Origin of the sequence: Rhizobium sp. BK591 (assembly GCF_014195045.1) — a bacterium.
GTDB lineage: Bacteria > Pseudomonadota > Alphaproteobacteria > Rhizobiales > Rhizobiaceae > Rhizobium > Rhizobium anhuiense.
Window position 1 is genome coordinate 601,497 of sequence record NZ_JACIAZ010000003.1, and the last position, 15,537, is coordinate 617,033.

At 59.0% G+C, this 15,537-nt stretch carries 17 protein-coding genes and 2 tRNA genes; 10 read left to right on the forward strand and 9 right to left on the reverse strand.

The features are described from left to right. Nucleotides 1-32 precede the first annotated feature (32 nt). Complete coding sequence (locus FHX10_RS16080) at nucleotides 33-737, reverse strand: hypothetical protein (protein WP_184389690.1); 705 nt, start codon at nucleotides 735-737, stop codon at nucleotides 33-35. 3 nt (nucleotides 738-740) lie between these two features. Continuing rightward, a complete protein-coding gene (locus tag FHX10_RS16085) occupies nucleotides 741-995 on the reverse strand; it encodes a helix-turn-helix transcriptional regulator (RefSeq protein ID WP_184389692.1) in 255 nt (84 codons plus the stop codon). Nucleotides 996-1,080: 85 nt separating this feature from the next. Here FHX10_RS16085 and FHX10_RS16090 point away from each other — a divergent pair, with 85 nt between their 5' ends. Beyond that, nucleotides 1,081-1,335: a hypothetical protein gene (locus FHX10_RS16090; protein WP_184389694.1), complete on the forward strand. Its 255-nt coding sequence runs from the start codon at nucleotides 1,081-1,083 to the stop codon at nucleotides 1,333-1,335. Between the two features lie 329 nt (nucleotides 1,336-1,664). Beyond that, nucleotides 1,665-2,054 carry a BA14K family protein gene (locus tag FHX10_RS16095; protein WP_184389998.1) on the forward strand — a complete coding sequence of 130 codons (390 nt, stop codon included), beginning with the start codon at nucleotides 1,665-1,667 and terminating at the stop codon, nucleotides 2,052-2,054. A 280-nt stretch (nucleotides 2,055-2,334) separates the two neighbouring features. Here FHX10_RS16095 and FHX10_RS16100 read toward each other — a convergent pair whose 3' ends face one another. After that, on the reverse strand, nucleotides 2,335-3,429 hold the full coding sequence (locus FHX10_RS16100; protein ID WP_184389697.1) for a hypothetical protein: 1,095 nt from the start codon (nucleotides 3,427-3,429) through the stop codon (nucleotides 2,335-2,337). 168 nt (nucleotides 3,430-3,597) lie between these two features. Next, nucleotides 3,598-3,672 (reverse strand) — tRNA-Asn (locus FHX10_RS16105). Between the two features lie 117 nt (nucleotides 3,673-3,789). Between FHX10_RS16105 and FHX10_RS35150 the strand changes: the two genes are divergently transcribed. Together FHX10_RS35150 and FHX10_RS16115 are read left to right on the forward strand one after the other, a co-directional pair. Beyond that, the gene (locus FHX10_RS35150) at nucleotides 3,790-4,107 is read left to right on the forward strand and encodes a hypothetical protein (RefSeq protein WP_047614760.1); all 318 of its coding nucleotides are present in this window, start codon (nucleotides 3,790-3,792) and stop codon (nucleotides 4,105-4,107) included. Between the two features lie 84 nt (nucleotides 4,108-4,191). Then, complete coding sequence (locus FHX10_RS16115) at nucleotides 4,192-4,530, forward strand: hypothetical protein (protein ID WP_047614762.1); 339 nt, start codon at nucleotides 4,192-4,194, stop codon at nucleotides 4,528-4,530. Here the strand turns inward: FHX10_RS16115 and FHX10_RS16120 are convergent. Further along, nucleotides 4,527-4,865, reverse strand: coding sequence for a KTSC domain-containing protein (locus FHX10_RS16120; protein ID WP_097543836.1), 339 nt, complete (start codon nucleotides 4,863-4,865; stop codon nucleotides 4,527-4,529). The genes FHX10_RS16115 and FHX10_RS16120 overlap by 4 nt on opposite strands. Before the next feature lie 260 nt (nucleotides 4,866-5,125). Between FHX10_RS16120 and FHX10_RS16125 the strand changes: the two genes are divergently transcribed. Then, nucleotides 5,126-5,199 (forward strand) — tRNA-Cys (locus FHX10_RS16125). Between the two features lie 76 nt (nucleotides 5,200-5,275). Here FHX10_RS16125 and FHX10_RS16130 read toward each other — a convergent pair. Beyond that, on the reverse strand, nucleotides 5,276-5,578 hold the full coding sequence (locus FHX10_RS16130) for a hypothetical protein (protein ID WP_097543837.1): 303 nt from the start codon (nucleotides 5,576-5,578) through the stop codon (nucleotides 5,276-5,278). Nucleotides 5,579-6,106: 528 nt separating this feature from the next. Between FHX10_RS16130 and FHX10_RS16135 the strand changes: the two genes are divergently transcribed. From FHX10_RS16135 to FHX10_RS16150, 4 genes are all read left to right on the forward strand, one after another. Beyond that, nucleotides 6,107-6,772: a protein-L-isoaspartate O-methyltransferase gene (locus FHX10_RS16135; protein WP_174824495.1), complete on the forward strand. Its 666-nt coding sequence runs from the start codon at nucleotides 6,107-6,109 to the stop codon at nucleotides 6,770-6,772. Nucleotides 6,773-7,048: 276 nt separating this feature from the next. Beyond that, the gene (locus FHX10_RS16140) at nucleotides 7,049-7,921 is read left to right on the forward strand and encodes a DUF2497 domain-containing protein (RefSeq protein WP_063475453.1); all 873 of its coding nucleotides are present in this window, start codon (nucleotides 7,049-7,051) and stop codon (nucleotides 7,919-7,921) included. Between the two features lie 115 nt (nucleotides 7,922-8,036). Further along, nucleotides 8,037-10,880, forward strand: coding sequence for a valine--tRNA ligase (locus FHX10_RS16145; protein WP_047614767.1), 2,844 nt, complete (start codon nucleotides 8,037-8,039; stop codon nucleotides 10,878-10,880). Between the two features lie 399 nt (nucleotides 10,881-11,279). Then, nucleotides 11,280-12,557, forward strand: a complete 1,278-nt coding sequence (locus tag FHX10_RS16150) for an OmpP1/FadL family transporter (protein ID WP_047614769.1) — start codon at nucleotides 11,280-11,282, stop codon at nucleotides 12,555-12,557. Between the two features lie 22 nt (nucleotides 12,558-12,579). Here the strand turns inward: FHX10_RS16150 and FHX10_RS16155 are convergent, their stop codons facing one another. Then, entirely contained in the window at nucleotides 12,580-13,323 is a 744-nt protein-coding gene (locus FHX10_RS16155; protein WP_164735957.1) for a hypothetical protein, read from the reverse strand. Here FHX10_RS16155 and exoR point away from each other — a divergent pair. Beyond that, entirely contained in the window at nucleotides 13,277-14,080 is an 804-nt protein-coding gene (exoR, locus tag FHX10_RS16160; RefSeq protein WP_047614771.1) for an exopolysaccharide production regulator ExoR, read from the forward strand. The genes FHX10_RS16155 and exoR overlap by 47 nt on opposite strands. Nucleotides 14,081-14,131: 51 nt before the next feature. Here the strand turns inward: exoR and xth are convergent, their stop codons facing one another. Both xth and erpA read right to left on the reverse strand, forming a co-directional pair. After that, on the reverse strand, nucleotides 14,132-14,923 hold the full coding sequence (xth, locus tag FHX10_RS16165; RefSeq protein ID WP_047614772.1) for an exodeoxyribonuclease III: 792 nt from the start codon (nucleotides 14,921-14,923) through the stop codon (nucleotides 14,132-14,134). 124 nt (nucleotides 14,924-15,047) lie between these two features. Further along, nucleotides 15,048-15,380, reverse strand: coding sequence for an iron-sulfur cluster insertion protein ErpA (gene erpA / locus FHX10_RS16170; protein WP_063475454.1), 333 nt, complete (start codon nucleotides 15,378-15,380; stop codon nucleotides 15,048-15,050). Between the last annotated feature and the right edge of the window lie 157 nt (nucleotides 15,381-15,537).

Sequence of the window (15,537 nt, forward strand, 5' to 3'; positions counted from 1 at the left end):
GCCTGCGCGGAGTGGTGGGCCGCAGTTGGAAGCTATTGAGACTTTTGGGAGCGGTCAAGGGCTGGTAGAGTGCCTCTAGAAGCCTCGGCCTCGATCGCTTTGAGCCAAAACCCATACGCTTGCCGATGGCTTTCATCAAACTCATCGGAGGGCCAATCGTTGCAGCCGGTCAACATAAGCTTGAGCTCACCTGCAAGGACACATACGCCTCGAAGGAGGGTCTCCAGGTCAGAGTATGTTACTTTTGCGGCTTTGATCTCCGGCCACGAGATATGCGCGACCTGGCCGTTCCGAAATGACTGGATCCTGCCAAATGCTTTGAAGTCGATGGCTCGATACGCCTCAAAAAATCGAGCAACAGAAGCTGTCACCGCTCCGCGCGCAACCTCTATCGAGCTCGGCGGCTCAGCAGCCGCGAACAAACTGCTTATCTCATCTATAGCTGCATCAGTCTGCAGGTATTTGTAGACGGACTGAAACGATATCCTAGATCCTCTATCCATAGTCGCGAACAGGCGAATGATCGCCATCAGCGCCATCTCCTGTCGATAGTCGGATGCGTGGTGAGCCGCGGTAGGCCACTTATCTGCGGACTTTTTGATCGCTTCGTTGATGCCAGAATAAAACCCATATGCCCGCGCGGCCATTTCCGACCACGCGTGCAACTGCGGCTCCATCCTCGCCACATCCTCGATGGTAACGAGCAGTTCACCGATATCAGAAGTCTCGTTCGCCATGCGCTAGCTTGGGTCTCGCAAACGGACGCCAGGACCGTTGCCGTTGGAGTCGATGAAGATGATGCCGACATCCTCGAGAGCTCGCACCACGGCGGCCACGTTGTTGGTGAGGCCTTCGATCGCGCCCTTGCTAGCCTCCATCCGACGCAATGTTGGCGCCGAGACGTTCGCAGATGCGGCGAGTTCCACCTGGCCAATGCCAAGAAGAGCCCGCGCCGCAGCAAGCTGCTTCCCTGTAATGTGATTAAAATCGCTCAAAATGACGAAAATCGCTTGACGCGCCTTCTGTTGATGGTATTAGTTATCGTATTGAGCGATTTTAATCAACATGAGGACGCGTCAAATGACAACTCACGCCGCAGTAAAGACCGCCAACAGAACTGCGCTTCCACGCTCTCTGCTGGGCAGACGACCCATCAGAAAGTCCGAATACCAGTTTGCTTTTGAAATGGGTCAACTCGTTACGCTGGTCTGCACAGCCGAACAAGCCGTGATCGTTGCCCGCATTCAGATACTAGATTGCATAGACGAGTACGTAATCGAGATTGTTGACGTGGATTGCGATCCGCTCCGAGTTCTTGAGTTCCAGATTGCATGATTTTCCATCCCTGCCGGTCCATCACCCGGCAGGAGAAGCGACGCCGCTTGATACGGCGCCGTGGCCGGGCGCGGCCCAGCTCTATGGGCGCGCTCGGTTCTATTTCGGCCTTGCCCGGGCCGAACCGCGGTCAGCCGTTGTCGCCGCATGATGCGGCTGACCGCTTCTAATTACCACGCCACCACAAGCGCGCCGCCGGCCTCACCAGCTGGCGGCTTCCTCACGTAACGGAACCTTATGTCTCGGGCCGGGTTTCCGTATCTCTAGGAAAGGAATAACCCGTGAAAAAAATTACGAAAATACTCTCCGCCGGTTCGCTTGCGGTGGCTATGAGCTTCACGTCTCTTACGACCGCATTCGCTCTTCCCGTCGCAACTCCAAATGTTCCCGTAGCCACCTCGCAGGTGGATCAGGTGCAGTATCGCGGCGATAATCGTGATCTCCGCCGCCATCGCAACGGCTACTACGACGGACAGCGCGGCTACCGGGATCGTCGACCAGGGTATCGCCGGCATTCTGACGGTTACTGGTATCCGCTAGCTGCGTTCGGCGCTGCTGCAATTATCGGGGGAGCAATAGCCAACCAACCCCGCGCCAACTACGGTGGCTCGCGCCACGTACAGTGGTGCGCGGACCGCTACCGATCATACCGCGCCTATGACAATACCTACGTCCCTCGGGCTGGGATGCGTGCGTACTGTAATTCTCCATACAGCTGATTGTAGCTCATAAGCGATCCGCCGGCCTCACCGGCCGGCGGTTTTCATATTTCCGGTCTAGCGCTTCCGGCGGGCGCCACCAGAAAAGCTACACCGCGGCGATGTGGTCATATGCTTAAACCTGGGCGATCCGCTGTCGCTACTGTACGGCCGGACATAGCGATCGCACTCGGGACAAAGGTATACTGATTGACGTCGGTAAAGCGCGTCCTGGATTTTGCAGTCTTCCAGTTCACCCATCAAATTGCGGCGCTTAGCTGAGAGAAGAGGCGGCATGTAATCACCGGATCCCACCGGGTGGCTTTTCGGCGGCTGCTTTGAAATACGAATAGACGGTCTCAACCCATTCGCCACCTGGGATTTTTGCGAGCACTGGTACAATGCCGCCCGCGGATAAAAGGGCGGTGATGATTGCTGCCGCTAACCGCTTCCGCCCGTCTGCGATGATATCGCGGCCGATTCCGAGAGCGACCTTCGAAACGACCGACCAAACATTCTCCAGTGAACGCGTGAGCGACAGAACATCCCGATTGTCAGGGATCTCGCTGTCCTGAACCCACTTAGAGGCTGTATCGAGCGCATCGATTACCGACATGTCGGCGAGATGCTCATCCTGTAGTTGTTTCACCAGCTCTGCGGTGGATTGAGTGAGTTTCTCGACCGAGCCAGCATCAATATTAAGGTCTGCTGCGTTCTTCGAGTAGATTCGCCAGTCCTCAAACTGCGCAAGGGCGGAAAATACGCTCTCGATATGGCCGATCAAGAGGCTAAACAATGTCGGTGAGAGTTCTTCAATATCGCCGTGGACGAGCCTGCGGCAGATTTGGGCACGCACTCCCACCTGAACGACATTCTTATAACCTGCTATAGTCACCTGAAGCTGCCGAAAGGCCTCCTTGAGACGAGGTGATGAGTTTGTCGCCGCCAAGTCACTGATCACGTAATGGCCGTGTTCCACGGCCGCCTCAAGGGCAGCCATCGCCATTTCCTTCTCACGTGATGAGGGGCGTAATGGCTGATCAATGACTTTCAGCACATCTTCGTCGAGCCGGAATTGAAACGCGGCGGTCTTTTGCCCTGGCAAGGACTCGAGCAGTTCGTCTGGCCCAAGTTGATTGAGGCCAAATTTTAGGCCGAGCACTAGGTTAGCCAAATTGGGTTGATCGTCAGGTATCGGGATATTTCTAATCTGCTTCTCAAGAGCCGCGACATCGGCAGCTCGCAAAGAATCGACTTTGCTAAGATATCTCCTTACTTCCGCTTTCACAGCCGCTAGCGGAATCGCGATGTGATCCGATCGCTCATAAGTTCGTTCCAGACGGCTTACGCGCCCTTCCAGCTCGATAAGGAGATTGCGAAGTTTGTCTGGCTTCATGCATTTCCCGCCGCCATTGCACGCAACGGACTATACGGGCGGCGCTAGAGTAGCGCTAGCGGCCAGAGAATAAGTTATTCACAGGCCGCCAAAAGCGGGGAGGGAAAGTGGGGAAGTAAGTGCCTGCTTTCGGATTTCTCAACAAAAACAGGCACTTATTTCTTAAAATGGCTCCCCGGGCCGGATTCGAACCGGCGACCTGTCGATTAACAGTCGAATGCTCTACCGCTGAGCTACCAGGGATCACTGCTTGGCGCGGTGTGAGTGGGCTAATACAAACGCTTTCCCGATTTGCCAAGCGGTTTTTTCAAAAAAATGAAATGAACTTGTATTTGGGTTGCCTGCGCCCATCTCTGGGGAATGACAAAAGGGAATGATCGCAGAGAGACGAGGGGCGGCGAAAAGCGCGAGGCGCGGGCAAGGCGCTTCGGCATCGATCATGCCAGCGGCAGGCTTGTGCTCGGCTCCTTCAGCATCGGCTTGCCGCGCTCGCGCATCGCGCGGATGGGGCTCGGCGTAGCTCTCATCTTGTGCGGGTTCCTGGGCTTCCTGCCCATCCTCGGCTTCTGGATGCTGCCGCTTGGCTTCATCGTGCTCTCGCACGATCTGCCGTTTGCGCGCCGGCTTCGGCGTCGGCTGGCGGTCTGGTGGCACAGGCGGGGGAAACCAGCTGGCTGACGGCCGCCCCCGTGGAACGGTGGAGCGCTTTTCGCATTTGTGGTTTATGAAGTGTAAGTGCGCCACAATGGCCCAGGTGACGAAATGAAGCTATTTTTTGTGGTTGTCCTGTCCGCGGCGAGCATGCTCTCCGGCGCTCCCGCCGAGGCCCAGAGTGTCGACAGCGGCGGTTTCGACGCCCGCGGCATCTGCCGCCGGCCCGAAGGCTGCGTGGTCGATCATGGCCAGGGTGGCTATAGCGGACCTCGCAACTATCGCAACTTCAACGGTCGCAACGAGCGCAATGGCGACAATGACCGCGACCGGAACAATCGTCGTTATCGTTCTCAGAACAGAAGCGACAATTTCGCCCCCACAGCCAACCGCCTTGCCGCCGGCCCTGTGATGGAACTGGGCGTGCCGCCTATGCAAATTCGGGTCTAGTTGGATCTGAGTTCGCTTTCCTCGAAAACTCCGCCATGGTCCGGGTCGAGGCTGGTCGCCATCAACAGGCTGCAGGCGGCAAGGAGGAGGACGAGCTTCATGGTGTAAGACGCCACGGAAACCGGTTGCCGACGGCCCTGTGATACGCGAGACGGCGCTATATAATATTTATAATAGAAGTGCGGATCATCCGTTTCCAGCAGGTTCCGATAGACGTGCGGTGGGATATTCGCGTGTTTCACCGGCGTAGAACCGGGAAACTTTACATGGAGATCCCTGGTTTCGGCATCGTATGCGGCATGCATATGCTTAGATTTGAGGGCAGCCCAATCCATCGCAGCTCCTTACCCTCCCGAGGATAATTGAGGCCTGGACGGCGATCGAAGTCAAGCTGCCAATTTGTTTCAAATGCAATCATTGGCAGGAAATGGGGCATCGCGACGGTCATGGAAATTCCAGCCTGCACCCGTGCCGTTCCGGGATCGGAAAATGCCCTTTTCGGTAGAGGTGGAATGGCGTTTTTCCGAAATGCCCTCTTGCGATTTCCTTACGATCATTCTAAACGCTCGCCACGGCTCAGATAACGAGCGCGTGAGGCCTCGTGGCGGAGTGGTGACGCAGAGGACTGCAAATCCTTGTACCCCGGTTCAATTCCGGGCGAGGCCTCCAACATCTTCCCACATGACAAACCCGTCTGAAATGCGCCCAAACGATGGGCGCTGCATGGGCGCTTCAGGCGCAAATGCTACCAGACCCGCTGGCCAGGCGAAAAATCGAACTGTGACGGATTGATTCCGGTGAGGCGGTAGAGCGCCTTCAGGCCGCCTTTGCGGATTTCCGCCTGATATTGCAGATCGCTCAATTCAGACCGGTCATCGATTTCAGGGCCGTCGCCGAGCAGCCGTCGCATGCCCTGCGGCGAAATGCGGGTGAAACTGCGAATGTCGCCGCTGCTGTATTTGATCAGCAACAGCCGGGCATCAGCGTTGTAGTGAAGCGCTTCTATACCGCGCGATTGGATCAGGAAGGTTTGCATGCGCGCACCCATAGCGGAAGGTGAGGGCGCTGCAACAAAATGGTTGACGTAACGTTAATGTGCGTGCGGTCGCAAAGGGTTGGAACTGTTGGAAAAATGCGCGCACCTGCGGTCGCGCCGCTATTTCAAGTGGAATGGAGCGCATGTCAAAACTGCGTCCGCCAGCGTGAGGTTGCCGCAGACGCGATGCGGGGGAGATCGCCGAGCGTAGTTCGGCGCGCTATCGCCTCCAGGTCGTTTCGCCGTCCAGCAGCCCGCAGCAGAATATGCCGACAAGCGCTGCGAGGATGAAGAAATCGAACAGCGTGAAATATTCGAAAATCGCAGACATGGCCTGCTCCTCCCATTTCCTCCGTTGCAGATCATATCATGAAGGGGCAGAAGCTTCCACGCTGGAGTTGCAGCGTCCACTCCGTCTCCTGTGGCGCGGAAGAGGCGTCTGCCGGATTCTTTTCGCCGGCGGCTGCCAAGCCTTGAAAGCATCCGTGGCGGGGATTAAGAGACGAAGGACAGGAACCGCTTTTCAAAGAGCGAGAGGACATGATGGATTTCGAAGCAGCGCGCGTAAAGATGGTCGACACTCAGGTTCGCACCACGGACGTTACCTCCCATTCCGTGCTGATGGCGCTTCTCACGGTGCCGCGTGAGGCTTTCGTGCCGGAGAAGGCGAAGCTGTTGGCCTATATCGACAACGATGTCGAAATATCAGCCGCCGCACCGGGAAAGCCGGCCCGATTCCTGATGGAGGCGTCTCCGCTCGCCAAGCTGCTGCAACTCGCCGCGATCACCAAGGATGATTTCGTCCTCGAAGTCGGTTGCGGCACAGGTTACACCTCGGCGCTGCTGTCAATGGTTGCCGGCTCCGTCATCGCGCTCGAATGCGACGAGACGCTGGCCGCCGAGGCGAAGGCCAAGCTTGCCGACTATGCCAAAGTCGAGGTCGTCACCGGCCCGCTCGAAAAAGGTTACGCTGCCGGCGCTCCCTATGATCTGATTTTCGTCAACGGCGCCGTCGAGGAAGTTCCAGCAGCCCTTCTCGGTCAACTGCGCGATGGTGGCCGCCTGATCACGGTCGAGGGTTACGGCAATGCCGCCCGCGCCAAGGTCTTCGTCGCCGAACGCGGCGCGGTTTCGGAAAACGTCTTCTTCAATGCCTCGGTCAAGCCGCTGCCGGGTTTCGCCAAGGCGCGCGAATTCGTTTTCTGACATCGTTCTTGTCGACGAAATTCAACGACGGGCGCCATCGGCGCCCGTTTTTTATGAGCGCCGCTGGAAAGCCTTCACAAACATAATTTATCCTGACGCCGCCACAAAATCACGGCAGGCTTTGCGGGTGGCAAACATTGGGTAACAAAACTGTGCATGGCCGCATTCATTTGATTCGCGATGATTTTTTTCCCGCCTGGGGTATTCTAAGGTCGTGGTGATTCGGATGAATGCTCCACACCATCCGGTCGTTGTTTTGGAATAACGGGGATAGATATGGCTCAGCCAAGTGTAGCGCGTGAACCGTCCATGGAAGAAATTCTGGCCTCCATCCGCCAGATTATCGAAAGCAATGAGCCCGGCGCCGGCAAGGCGATTTCCCCATCCCTGCCGCCGGTCTACGGCGCCGACGAGGATGAGAACAGCTCCGAAATCCATTTGACGGTCGACGACACCTATGCCGGTGTGGAATTCCCCGAACCGGTCATGCGCTCTTCCGATCCGCGTTTTGTCGCCGCCAATTCGGCCGGCACCCCCGAAGCGGAAGTGCCGGCCCGCGCGCTGTCGCTTGCCGATGTCGCCGCCCGCGTGCGCGCCGCCTCCGAGCGCAGCGCCGTGCAGGCCGGTCAGGCACTGCGCGAAATTCCGAGCGGCTTCCGTCAGCCCGAACCGCAACCGGCCGCAATACCGGAGCCGCCGCGCGCCGTGGCGCCACAACCCCAACCGCAACCCTCACAGCCCTTTTTCCCGGCTGCCGCAGCGCCTGCTCAGCATGCTCCGATCCAGCAGCCGGCCGAGCCGGTGCTGACGGAAGCGCCTGGGGTGGCCGTCGCCGAGCCGGCGCCTGCCGTCGAAACAGCGCCGCCGGCTATGGAGCCTGCTCAGTCGTCGGTCGAGCGTTTCCTGCCGAGCGTTATGGACGAGGTCCAGCCGGCGCTGCTTTCGGAAGATGCCGGCCTGCAGATCAGCCGTTCCTTCGAGGAGCTCGCCGCCGCGATCGACGGTGCTGAACGCCGCTCGCTGGACGAAATCGCCGAGGACATGCTGCGCCCGATGCTGCGCGAATGGCTTGATGACAATTTGCCGACACTGGTCGAGCGGTTGGTGCGCGAAGAAATTGAGCGCGTGGCACGCGGCCCGCGCCGCTGATCGGATTGCTTTTTCCTGAAAAGCCGCTCCGGTCTCCGGGGCGGCTTTTTTATTGACTTGCCCGTGGCCATCCTATTTACAACCTCCATCCTCGAACCTCGAAATTGGTCAGAAAATGCTCGACAAGACCTATGATTCCGCCGCCGTCGAACCAAAAATCGCCGCGAAATGGGATGAGGCGGACGCTTTCCGCGCCGGCGCGAACGCCAAGCCCGGGGCCGAGACCTTCACCATCGTGATCCCACCGCCGAATGTCACCGGTTCGCTGCATATGGGCCATGCGCTGAACAATACGCTGCAGGATATCCTGGTCCGTTTCGAGCGCATGCGCGGCAAGGACGTGCTCTGGCAGCCGGGCATGGACCATGCCGGCATCGCCACGCAGATGGTCGTCGAGCGCAAGCTGATGGAACAGCAGCTGCCGGGCCGCCGCGACATGGGCCGCGACGCCTTCATCGACAAGGTCTGGGAATGGAAGGCCGAATCGGGCGGACTGATCTTCAACCAGCTGAAACGTCTGGGTGCATCCTGCGACTGGTCGCGCGAACGTTTCACCATGGACGAGGGCCTGTCGAAGGCCGTTCTCGAGGTTTTCGTCACGCTCTACAAGGAAGGGCTGATCTACAAGGACAAGCGTCTGGTCAACTGGGATCCGAAGCTCCTGACGGCGATCTCCGACCTTGAAGTCGAACAGCACGAGATCAAGGGCAATCTCTGGCATCTTCGTTATCCGCTGGAGCCGGGCGTTACCTACCAGTACCCGATCGCTTTCGACGAGGAAGGCAAGCCGACCGAATGGGAAACGCGCGACTATATGGTCGTTGCGACCACGCGACCGGAGACGATGCTGGGTGATACCGGTGTTGCCGTCAATCCGGAGGACGAGCGTTACAAGTCGATCATCGGCAAGCACGTCATCTTGCCGATCGTCGGCCGCCGCATTCCGGTCGTTGCTGACGGCTACGCCGATCCGACCGCCGGTACCGGTGCCGTCAAGATCACGCCTGCGCATGACTTCAACGACTTCGACGTCGGCAAACGGGCTGGCCTGCGCGCGATCAACATCCTGAATATCGACGGCACGATCACCATCAAGGACAATGAGGATTTTCTCGAAGGCCTCGACAATCCGGCGGCGCTGCATGGCGCCTGGGATCGCCTGGAAGGGCAGGACCGTTTCTATGCGCGCAAGGTCATCGTCGAGATTTTCGAAGAGGCCGGCCTTCTCGACAAGATCGAGCCACACAAGCACATGGTCCCGCATGGCGACCGCGGCGGCGTGCCGATCGAGCCGCGGCTGACCGAACAATGGTATGTCGATGCCAAGACGCTCGCCGAGCCGGCGATCGCCTCGGTCCGCGAAGGCCGCACCAGGATGGTGCCGAAGAGCTGGGACAAGACCTATTACGAATGGATGGAAAACATCCAGCCCTGGTGCGTCTCCCGTCAGCTCTGGTGGGGTCACCAGATTCCCGCTTGGTATGGCCCGGACGGCCAGGTCTTCGTCGAAAAGACCGAGGAAGAGGCGCTGCAGGCGGCGATCCAGCATTACCTCTCGCATGAGGGGCCGATGAAGGCCTATGTCGAGGACCTGCTCGAAAACTTCAAGCCGGGCGAGATCCTGACGCGGGACGAGGACGTGCTCGACACATGGTTCTCCTCCGCGCTCTGGCCCTTCTCGACGCTCGGCTGGCCGGACGAGACGCCGGAGCTGGCACGTTATTACCCGACCAACGTTCTCGTCACCGGTTTCGACATCATCTTCTTCTGGGTCGCCCGCATGATGATGATGGGCCTGCACTTCATGAAGGACGAGGACGGGCAGCCCGTCGAGCCCTTCCAGACCGTCTATGTCCACGCGCTGGTGCGCGACAAGAACGGGCAGAAGATGTCGAAGTCGAAGGGCAACGTCATCGATCCCCTGGAACTGATCGACGAATACGGCGCCGACGCGCTGCGCTTCACCTTGGCGATCATGGCCGCGCAGGGCCGCGACGTGAAACTCGATCCGGCCCGCATCGCCGGCTACCGTAATTTCGGCACCAAGCTCTGGAACGCCACGCGTTTTGCCGAGATGAACGGGGCGAAGAGCGATCCGCATTTCGTGCCGGAGGCGGCCGAGCTCACCATCAACCGCTGGATCCTGACGGAACTTGCCCGTACGGAACGTGACGTTACGGAAGCACTCGAAGCCTTCCGCTTCAACGATGCCGCCGGTGCGCTCTATCGCTTCGTCTGGAACGAGGTCTGCGACTGGTATCTCGAACTCTTGAAGCCGGTCTTCAACGGCGAGGACGAGGGCGCCAAGGCTGAAGCCCAGGCCTGCAGCGCCTATATTCTCGAAGAGATCTACAAGCTCCTGCATCCCTTCATGCCCTTCATGACCGAAGAGCTTTGGGCCCATACCGCAGGCGATGGCAAAGAGCGCGACACACTGGTCTGCCACGCCGAATGGCCTGCGCCCTCCTATGCCGACGACGGCGCCGCCGACGAGATCAACTGGCTGATCGACCTCGTCTCCGGCATCCGCTCGGTGCGCGCTGAAATGAACGTGCCGCCGTCGGCGACAGCCCCGCTCGTCGTCGTCAAGGCCAACAGCCTGACGCGTGAAAGGCTGTTCCGCCACGACGCGGCCATCAAGCGGCTTGCGCGCGTCGAGGCGATATCGCTGGCGGAGGACGCGCCGAAGGGTGCCGCACAGATCGTTGTCGCCGAGGCCACCATCTGCCTGCCGCTCGGCAAGCTGATCGACCTTTCCGCCGAAAAGGCTCGGCTCGAAAAGGCGATTGCCAAGATGGAAGGCGAGATCTCCCGGATCGACGGCAAGCTCTCCAACGAGAAGTTCGTCGCCAATGCCAATCCCGAAGTGGTCGAGGCCGAACGCGAGCGCCTTGAGGAACTGAAGGGTCAGATCGGCAGCCTGACGACCGCTCTTTCCAGGGTGAGCGAAGCCGGGTAAATTTCCCCGACCCATTTTGGTAAGTTATTTCAAAGACGCGCCCTTTGCGGGGTGCGTCTTTTTTACTGCTGCCTCATGCGATTCGGTCCCGAACCAGCAGATTTTAGGCGTCTCAGCCTGTGGATTGTTGTCGTACAAGGGGCCTGCCGGCGAAAAGTGCCACTGTTGTCGGATTGATACAGCTTCTGCAATGTTTGGAATGAAAACCCAAAAGTACCGCTGAAATGCCGCCAAGTTCGAAAAAAATTTTATTAACCAGATTTTTTGACGTGTCCGTCAATTTCTTTACGTAAATTAGCCACTGCAATGGCCGGGAGCGCCGCTGAGGGGCGCGTTGCCATATCACGCGAACACTTACTAGAGTGGGGTCACATCAATTGCTGGAGTGGGGGAGACACAATGGCATCTCGTAGGTTTTCCAAGGGCATAACATCGCTCGTTCTTTTTTCGTCGCTTGCATCGCCATCCTTTGCCGGCGGTCTGGAGCGCGGCGGATACAATATCGACCTTCTCTTCGACAATTCGCGGTTTGCCGTGCAGTCCGGTGCGACCTATGTCATGCCGCAGCGTAAGCTGAAGAACGTCAAGGACACCGATCCCACCGATGGCCTCGGCACCAACGGCATCGGCGGCGGTTCGACCACGGCGGATGATACCGAGGATTACTGGGTCCCCTATCTCGGCGTGAAGGTTGGTCTCGGCGACTCGATCGACTGCATGGGCGATTTTTCGACACCCTTCGGCGCACACACCAATCCCGGCGCTGACTGGCTTGGCGTCAACGACAATATCGAAACCAAGATCAGCACCCGCAATTACGGCGCCACCTGCTCCTATCGTTTCGATATGGGTCCCGGCCAGCTTCGCCTGATCGGCGGCGGATTCTATCAGACGGTCGAAGGTTTCAAGACGCGCCTCGTGGCGCCGATCACCACAATGCCGGCCGCGCTGATCTATGACGGCACCGGTCGTCTGGATCTTGCCGACCAGGCTATGGGATGGCGGGCGGGCATCGCCTACGAAATCGAGGAATATGCCTTCCGCGCCAGCCTGGTCTACAACAGCAAGGTCAAGTATGACGATCTCACCGGCACGGTCGACCTGACCGAGGTGCCGAAGGCCGCCAATCCCAAAAATCCCTACCTCGGTGTCGTGACGCCGGTCTATGGGGAGGCCGAGGCGCCGGATTCCGTTGAGCTCAAGCTTCAGAGCGGCATTGCGCCCGATTGGCTCGCCTTCGGGTCGGTCAAGTGGACGAACTGGAGCGTGCTGCAGTCGATCGCCTTCTGCCCGAAGGCCACCAAGGGCGTCGTCGCCTGCTCCGCCAGCAGCCAGCTCACCTCGCTCGATCTCTTCTACCGCGACGGCTGGACGGTCAGCGGCGGCGTCGGCCACAAGTTCAACGACCAATGGTCCGGTGCCCTCAGCCTGACCTGGGATCGCGGCACGAGCCAGGGCTACGGCGCCCAGACCGATACATGGACGCTCGGCGCAGGTGTCGCCTATACGCCGGTCGAGAATGTCGAGTGGCGTCTGGCCGGCGCGCTCGGCATCATGACGGGCGGGGATTCCGGTACCTACGTCTATAATGGCCGGACCTATGGCAACGACGTCTCCTATTCCTTCGGCGACGATCTGGTCGCGGCTCTTTCCACCAGCGTAAAGGTCAAGTTCTGATCCTGCGATCCAAGTAAAAGTGTTAAAGCCCGGCAGTTTGCCGGGCTTTTCTTTGGGCGGTCGGCAAGACAAATCGACGTTCCAATTTGTGACGATTCAGCAACACTTTTTTACGACGATTGGCGTAAGGTGGCGGCGGGGCGAATTTGTCCATTTCCCGCCACAAAGAGGGCGCAGCGCTATTTGCAGGCGAGGAGATGGCAGGCTTACGGTGCGTGTAAATAGTAGCATGGGTCGATTTTTTTCCGGTAACACCAGATCGCACGGCGCGATTGGCGACAGTCGTTTGATTGCAGTCGTTTCGCTTTCCGAACAAGGCTGTTCCGGCCGCCAATCCGGCCTTGCGATGACGTCGCCGATCCATCCATTGTCGTTGTTTTCGACCCGTTCGGATGAGCAGCCTAGCTTTGCCGGAGACGTCGATACCGCTTTCGTCACATTTGCTGTTTACGAATGCGATGAGGCGGGAAGGCGGATGCCGCACCTGCCGAAAGAATGCCACGGAGATTGCAGTCGGGGCCATGCCGGGAGCCGGGTGGTTCTGAATGATGGGCTGAGAATAGCGCCTTTGAGAAAAGGCCACTGGGCTGGATGCGACGCGGGTAAGGGAGCCATTGAGCTCGCCGCGGGATCGCTCGCCTCGAAGGAATACATCCGCGGGATGCAGGGCGCGAGCGCCGTTGCCGCCTGCCTGAGATGAACGAAAGAAATCGGTTGAAATGGTGACGTCCGAGTTCAAACTGTTCAAATTCATGCTGATGGGCATGTCGATAGCCGTCGCGCTGGCGCTGTCCGGTCCGTGCCGCGCATTCGATATCAAAGGCGGCGTCAGCAAGGAATCCGGACCCTTCGACCTCTTCAAGTTCGGCTTCAAGGCCTACAAGAACGGCCAGAAGGAAGAGGCGGTGGAAGCCTATAGATACGCCGCCGAAAAGGGGCACACCGGCTCGCGCTGGGCGCTTGCCAACATGTATGCCGATGGCGACGGCGTCACCCAGGATGATTTCGAAGCCTTCAAGATCTATAGCGAGATCGCCCAGCAGGGCGTCGAGCCCGGTTCGGAAGATACCGGCTTCTTCGTCAACGCGCTGCTCTCGCTCGCCAACTATTACAAGCACGGCATTGCCGGCAGCCCGGTCAGGATCGACCTCAGCCAGGCACGCCAACTTTATTTCCAGGTGGCCTCCACCTTTGGCGTCCCCGAAGCGCAGTTCCAACTGGCGCAGATGATGCTCGCCGGCGAGGGCGGCAATGCCAGCCCGCAGCAGGCGAAGAAATGGTTGAACCAGGCCCGCAAGAGCGGCCATCCCGGCGCCATGGCGGTCTTCGGCAATATCCTGTTCGACGAAGGCCAGACGGCCCGTGGTCTGGCGCTGATGACGGCGGCACTCGACCGCTGCAAGCCCAAGGACTGTGGCTGGATGGAAGCGTTGCAGGAGCAGGCCTTCTCTGTTGCGAACGAGGCCGACCGCCGCACGGCGGTATCCCTCTCGCACAGCATCGCGACCGGTTCCGACGACTAGAGGAGTGCCGTGCATCCTTTCGGACCCACGGCACGGTAAGGCGGAAAAGCCTCAGCCTGCAAAATCGAAATAGGCGATAACAGGCACGTGGTCGGACGGCTTTTCCCAAGCCCGCACATGTTTCTCGATCGCGGCCGACGTCATCCGGTCGGCGGCTTCCGGCGACAGCATCAGATGGTCGATGCGGATGCCGTTGTTCTTCGGCCAGGCGCCGGCCTGATAATCCCAGAAGGAATAGAACTGCGTCGCATCCGTCGTCGCGCGCACCGCATCCGTCAGCCCGAGATTTTCGAGCCGGCGGAACGCCGCCCGCGTCTGCGGCAGAAACAGCGCATCGTTTTCCCAGACCTTGGGATCGAAGCAGTCGTGCGGTTCCGGGATGACATTGTAATCGCCGGCAAGGACCAGCATCTCCTCATAGGCCAGCCGTTCGGCGGCGAACGCCCGCAGGCGCTCCATCCAGGCGAGCTTGTAGGGATATTTCTCCGTGTCGACGGGATTGCCGTTCGGCAGGTAGAGGCAGCAGACACGCAGGATGCGCGTGTCGGGGAGCGTGAACACGGCTTCGAGGAAACGCGCCTGTTCGTCCAGCGGGTCGCCGGGTAGGCCGCGGTTCACTTCGAAAGGGGAACTCTTGGAGAGGATCGCCACGCCGTTGAAGCCCTTCTGGCCGTGCGTCTCGACGTGATAGCCGAGCGCCTCGATCTCCAGCCGCGGAAACCCTTCGTCGACGGTTTTGATTTCCTGCAGGCAGACGATATCGGGATCGGAATCCTTGAGCCATTGCGTGAGATTGTCGATGCGCGCCTTAACGCCGTTGATGTTCCAGGTCGCGATCTTCATGGCTCTGTCCCGTTAGCTTCGTGCGCTTCTTTTATCGCGGTATTTCACCAGGGGACAAGACGATAAACCGGCCGGAAATAGTTCTTCGGCCGGTTCGTTGGGGAGAAGGCCGTGCGTTCAGAAGTCAGATCGAGAAGCTGGTGCCACAGCCGCAGCTTGCCACCGCGTTCGGGTTCTTGATCTGGAAGGATTGGCCAAGCAGATTGTCGACGAAGTCGATCTCCGAGCCTGCCATATAGACGAGCGACAGGCTGTCGATCAGCACCTTGGCGTCGTTCTTTTCGACGACGATGTCGTCGTCGCCGGCGTTATCGGCAAGATCGAACTTGTAGGAAAAGCCCGAACAGCCGCCGCCTTCGACGGAAACGCGCAACGCGCTCTTGCCGGCTTCGGCGCCGACGATCGCAGCGATACGCTTTGCCGCGGCATCTGAAAGGGTTACACTCGTATCCGTCATGTTTCCTCCTGCCGGGGTCAAGATCCGGAGAGAATGGGTTTTGGCACTGAAATGTTCAAATGCCTGATATCAAAGAAACTTACCATAATCCTAGCGAAAAGGCGATGATACGCCGATGCGGTTGAGAAAGCGCCTCTTTGCCGTTTTATCGGGCTAT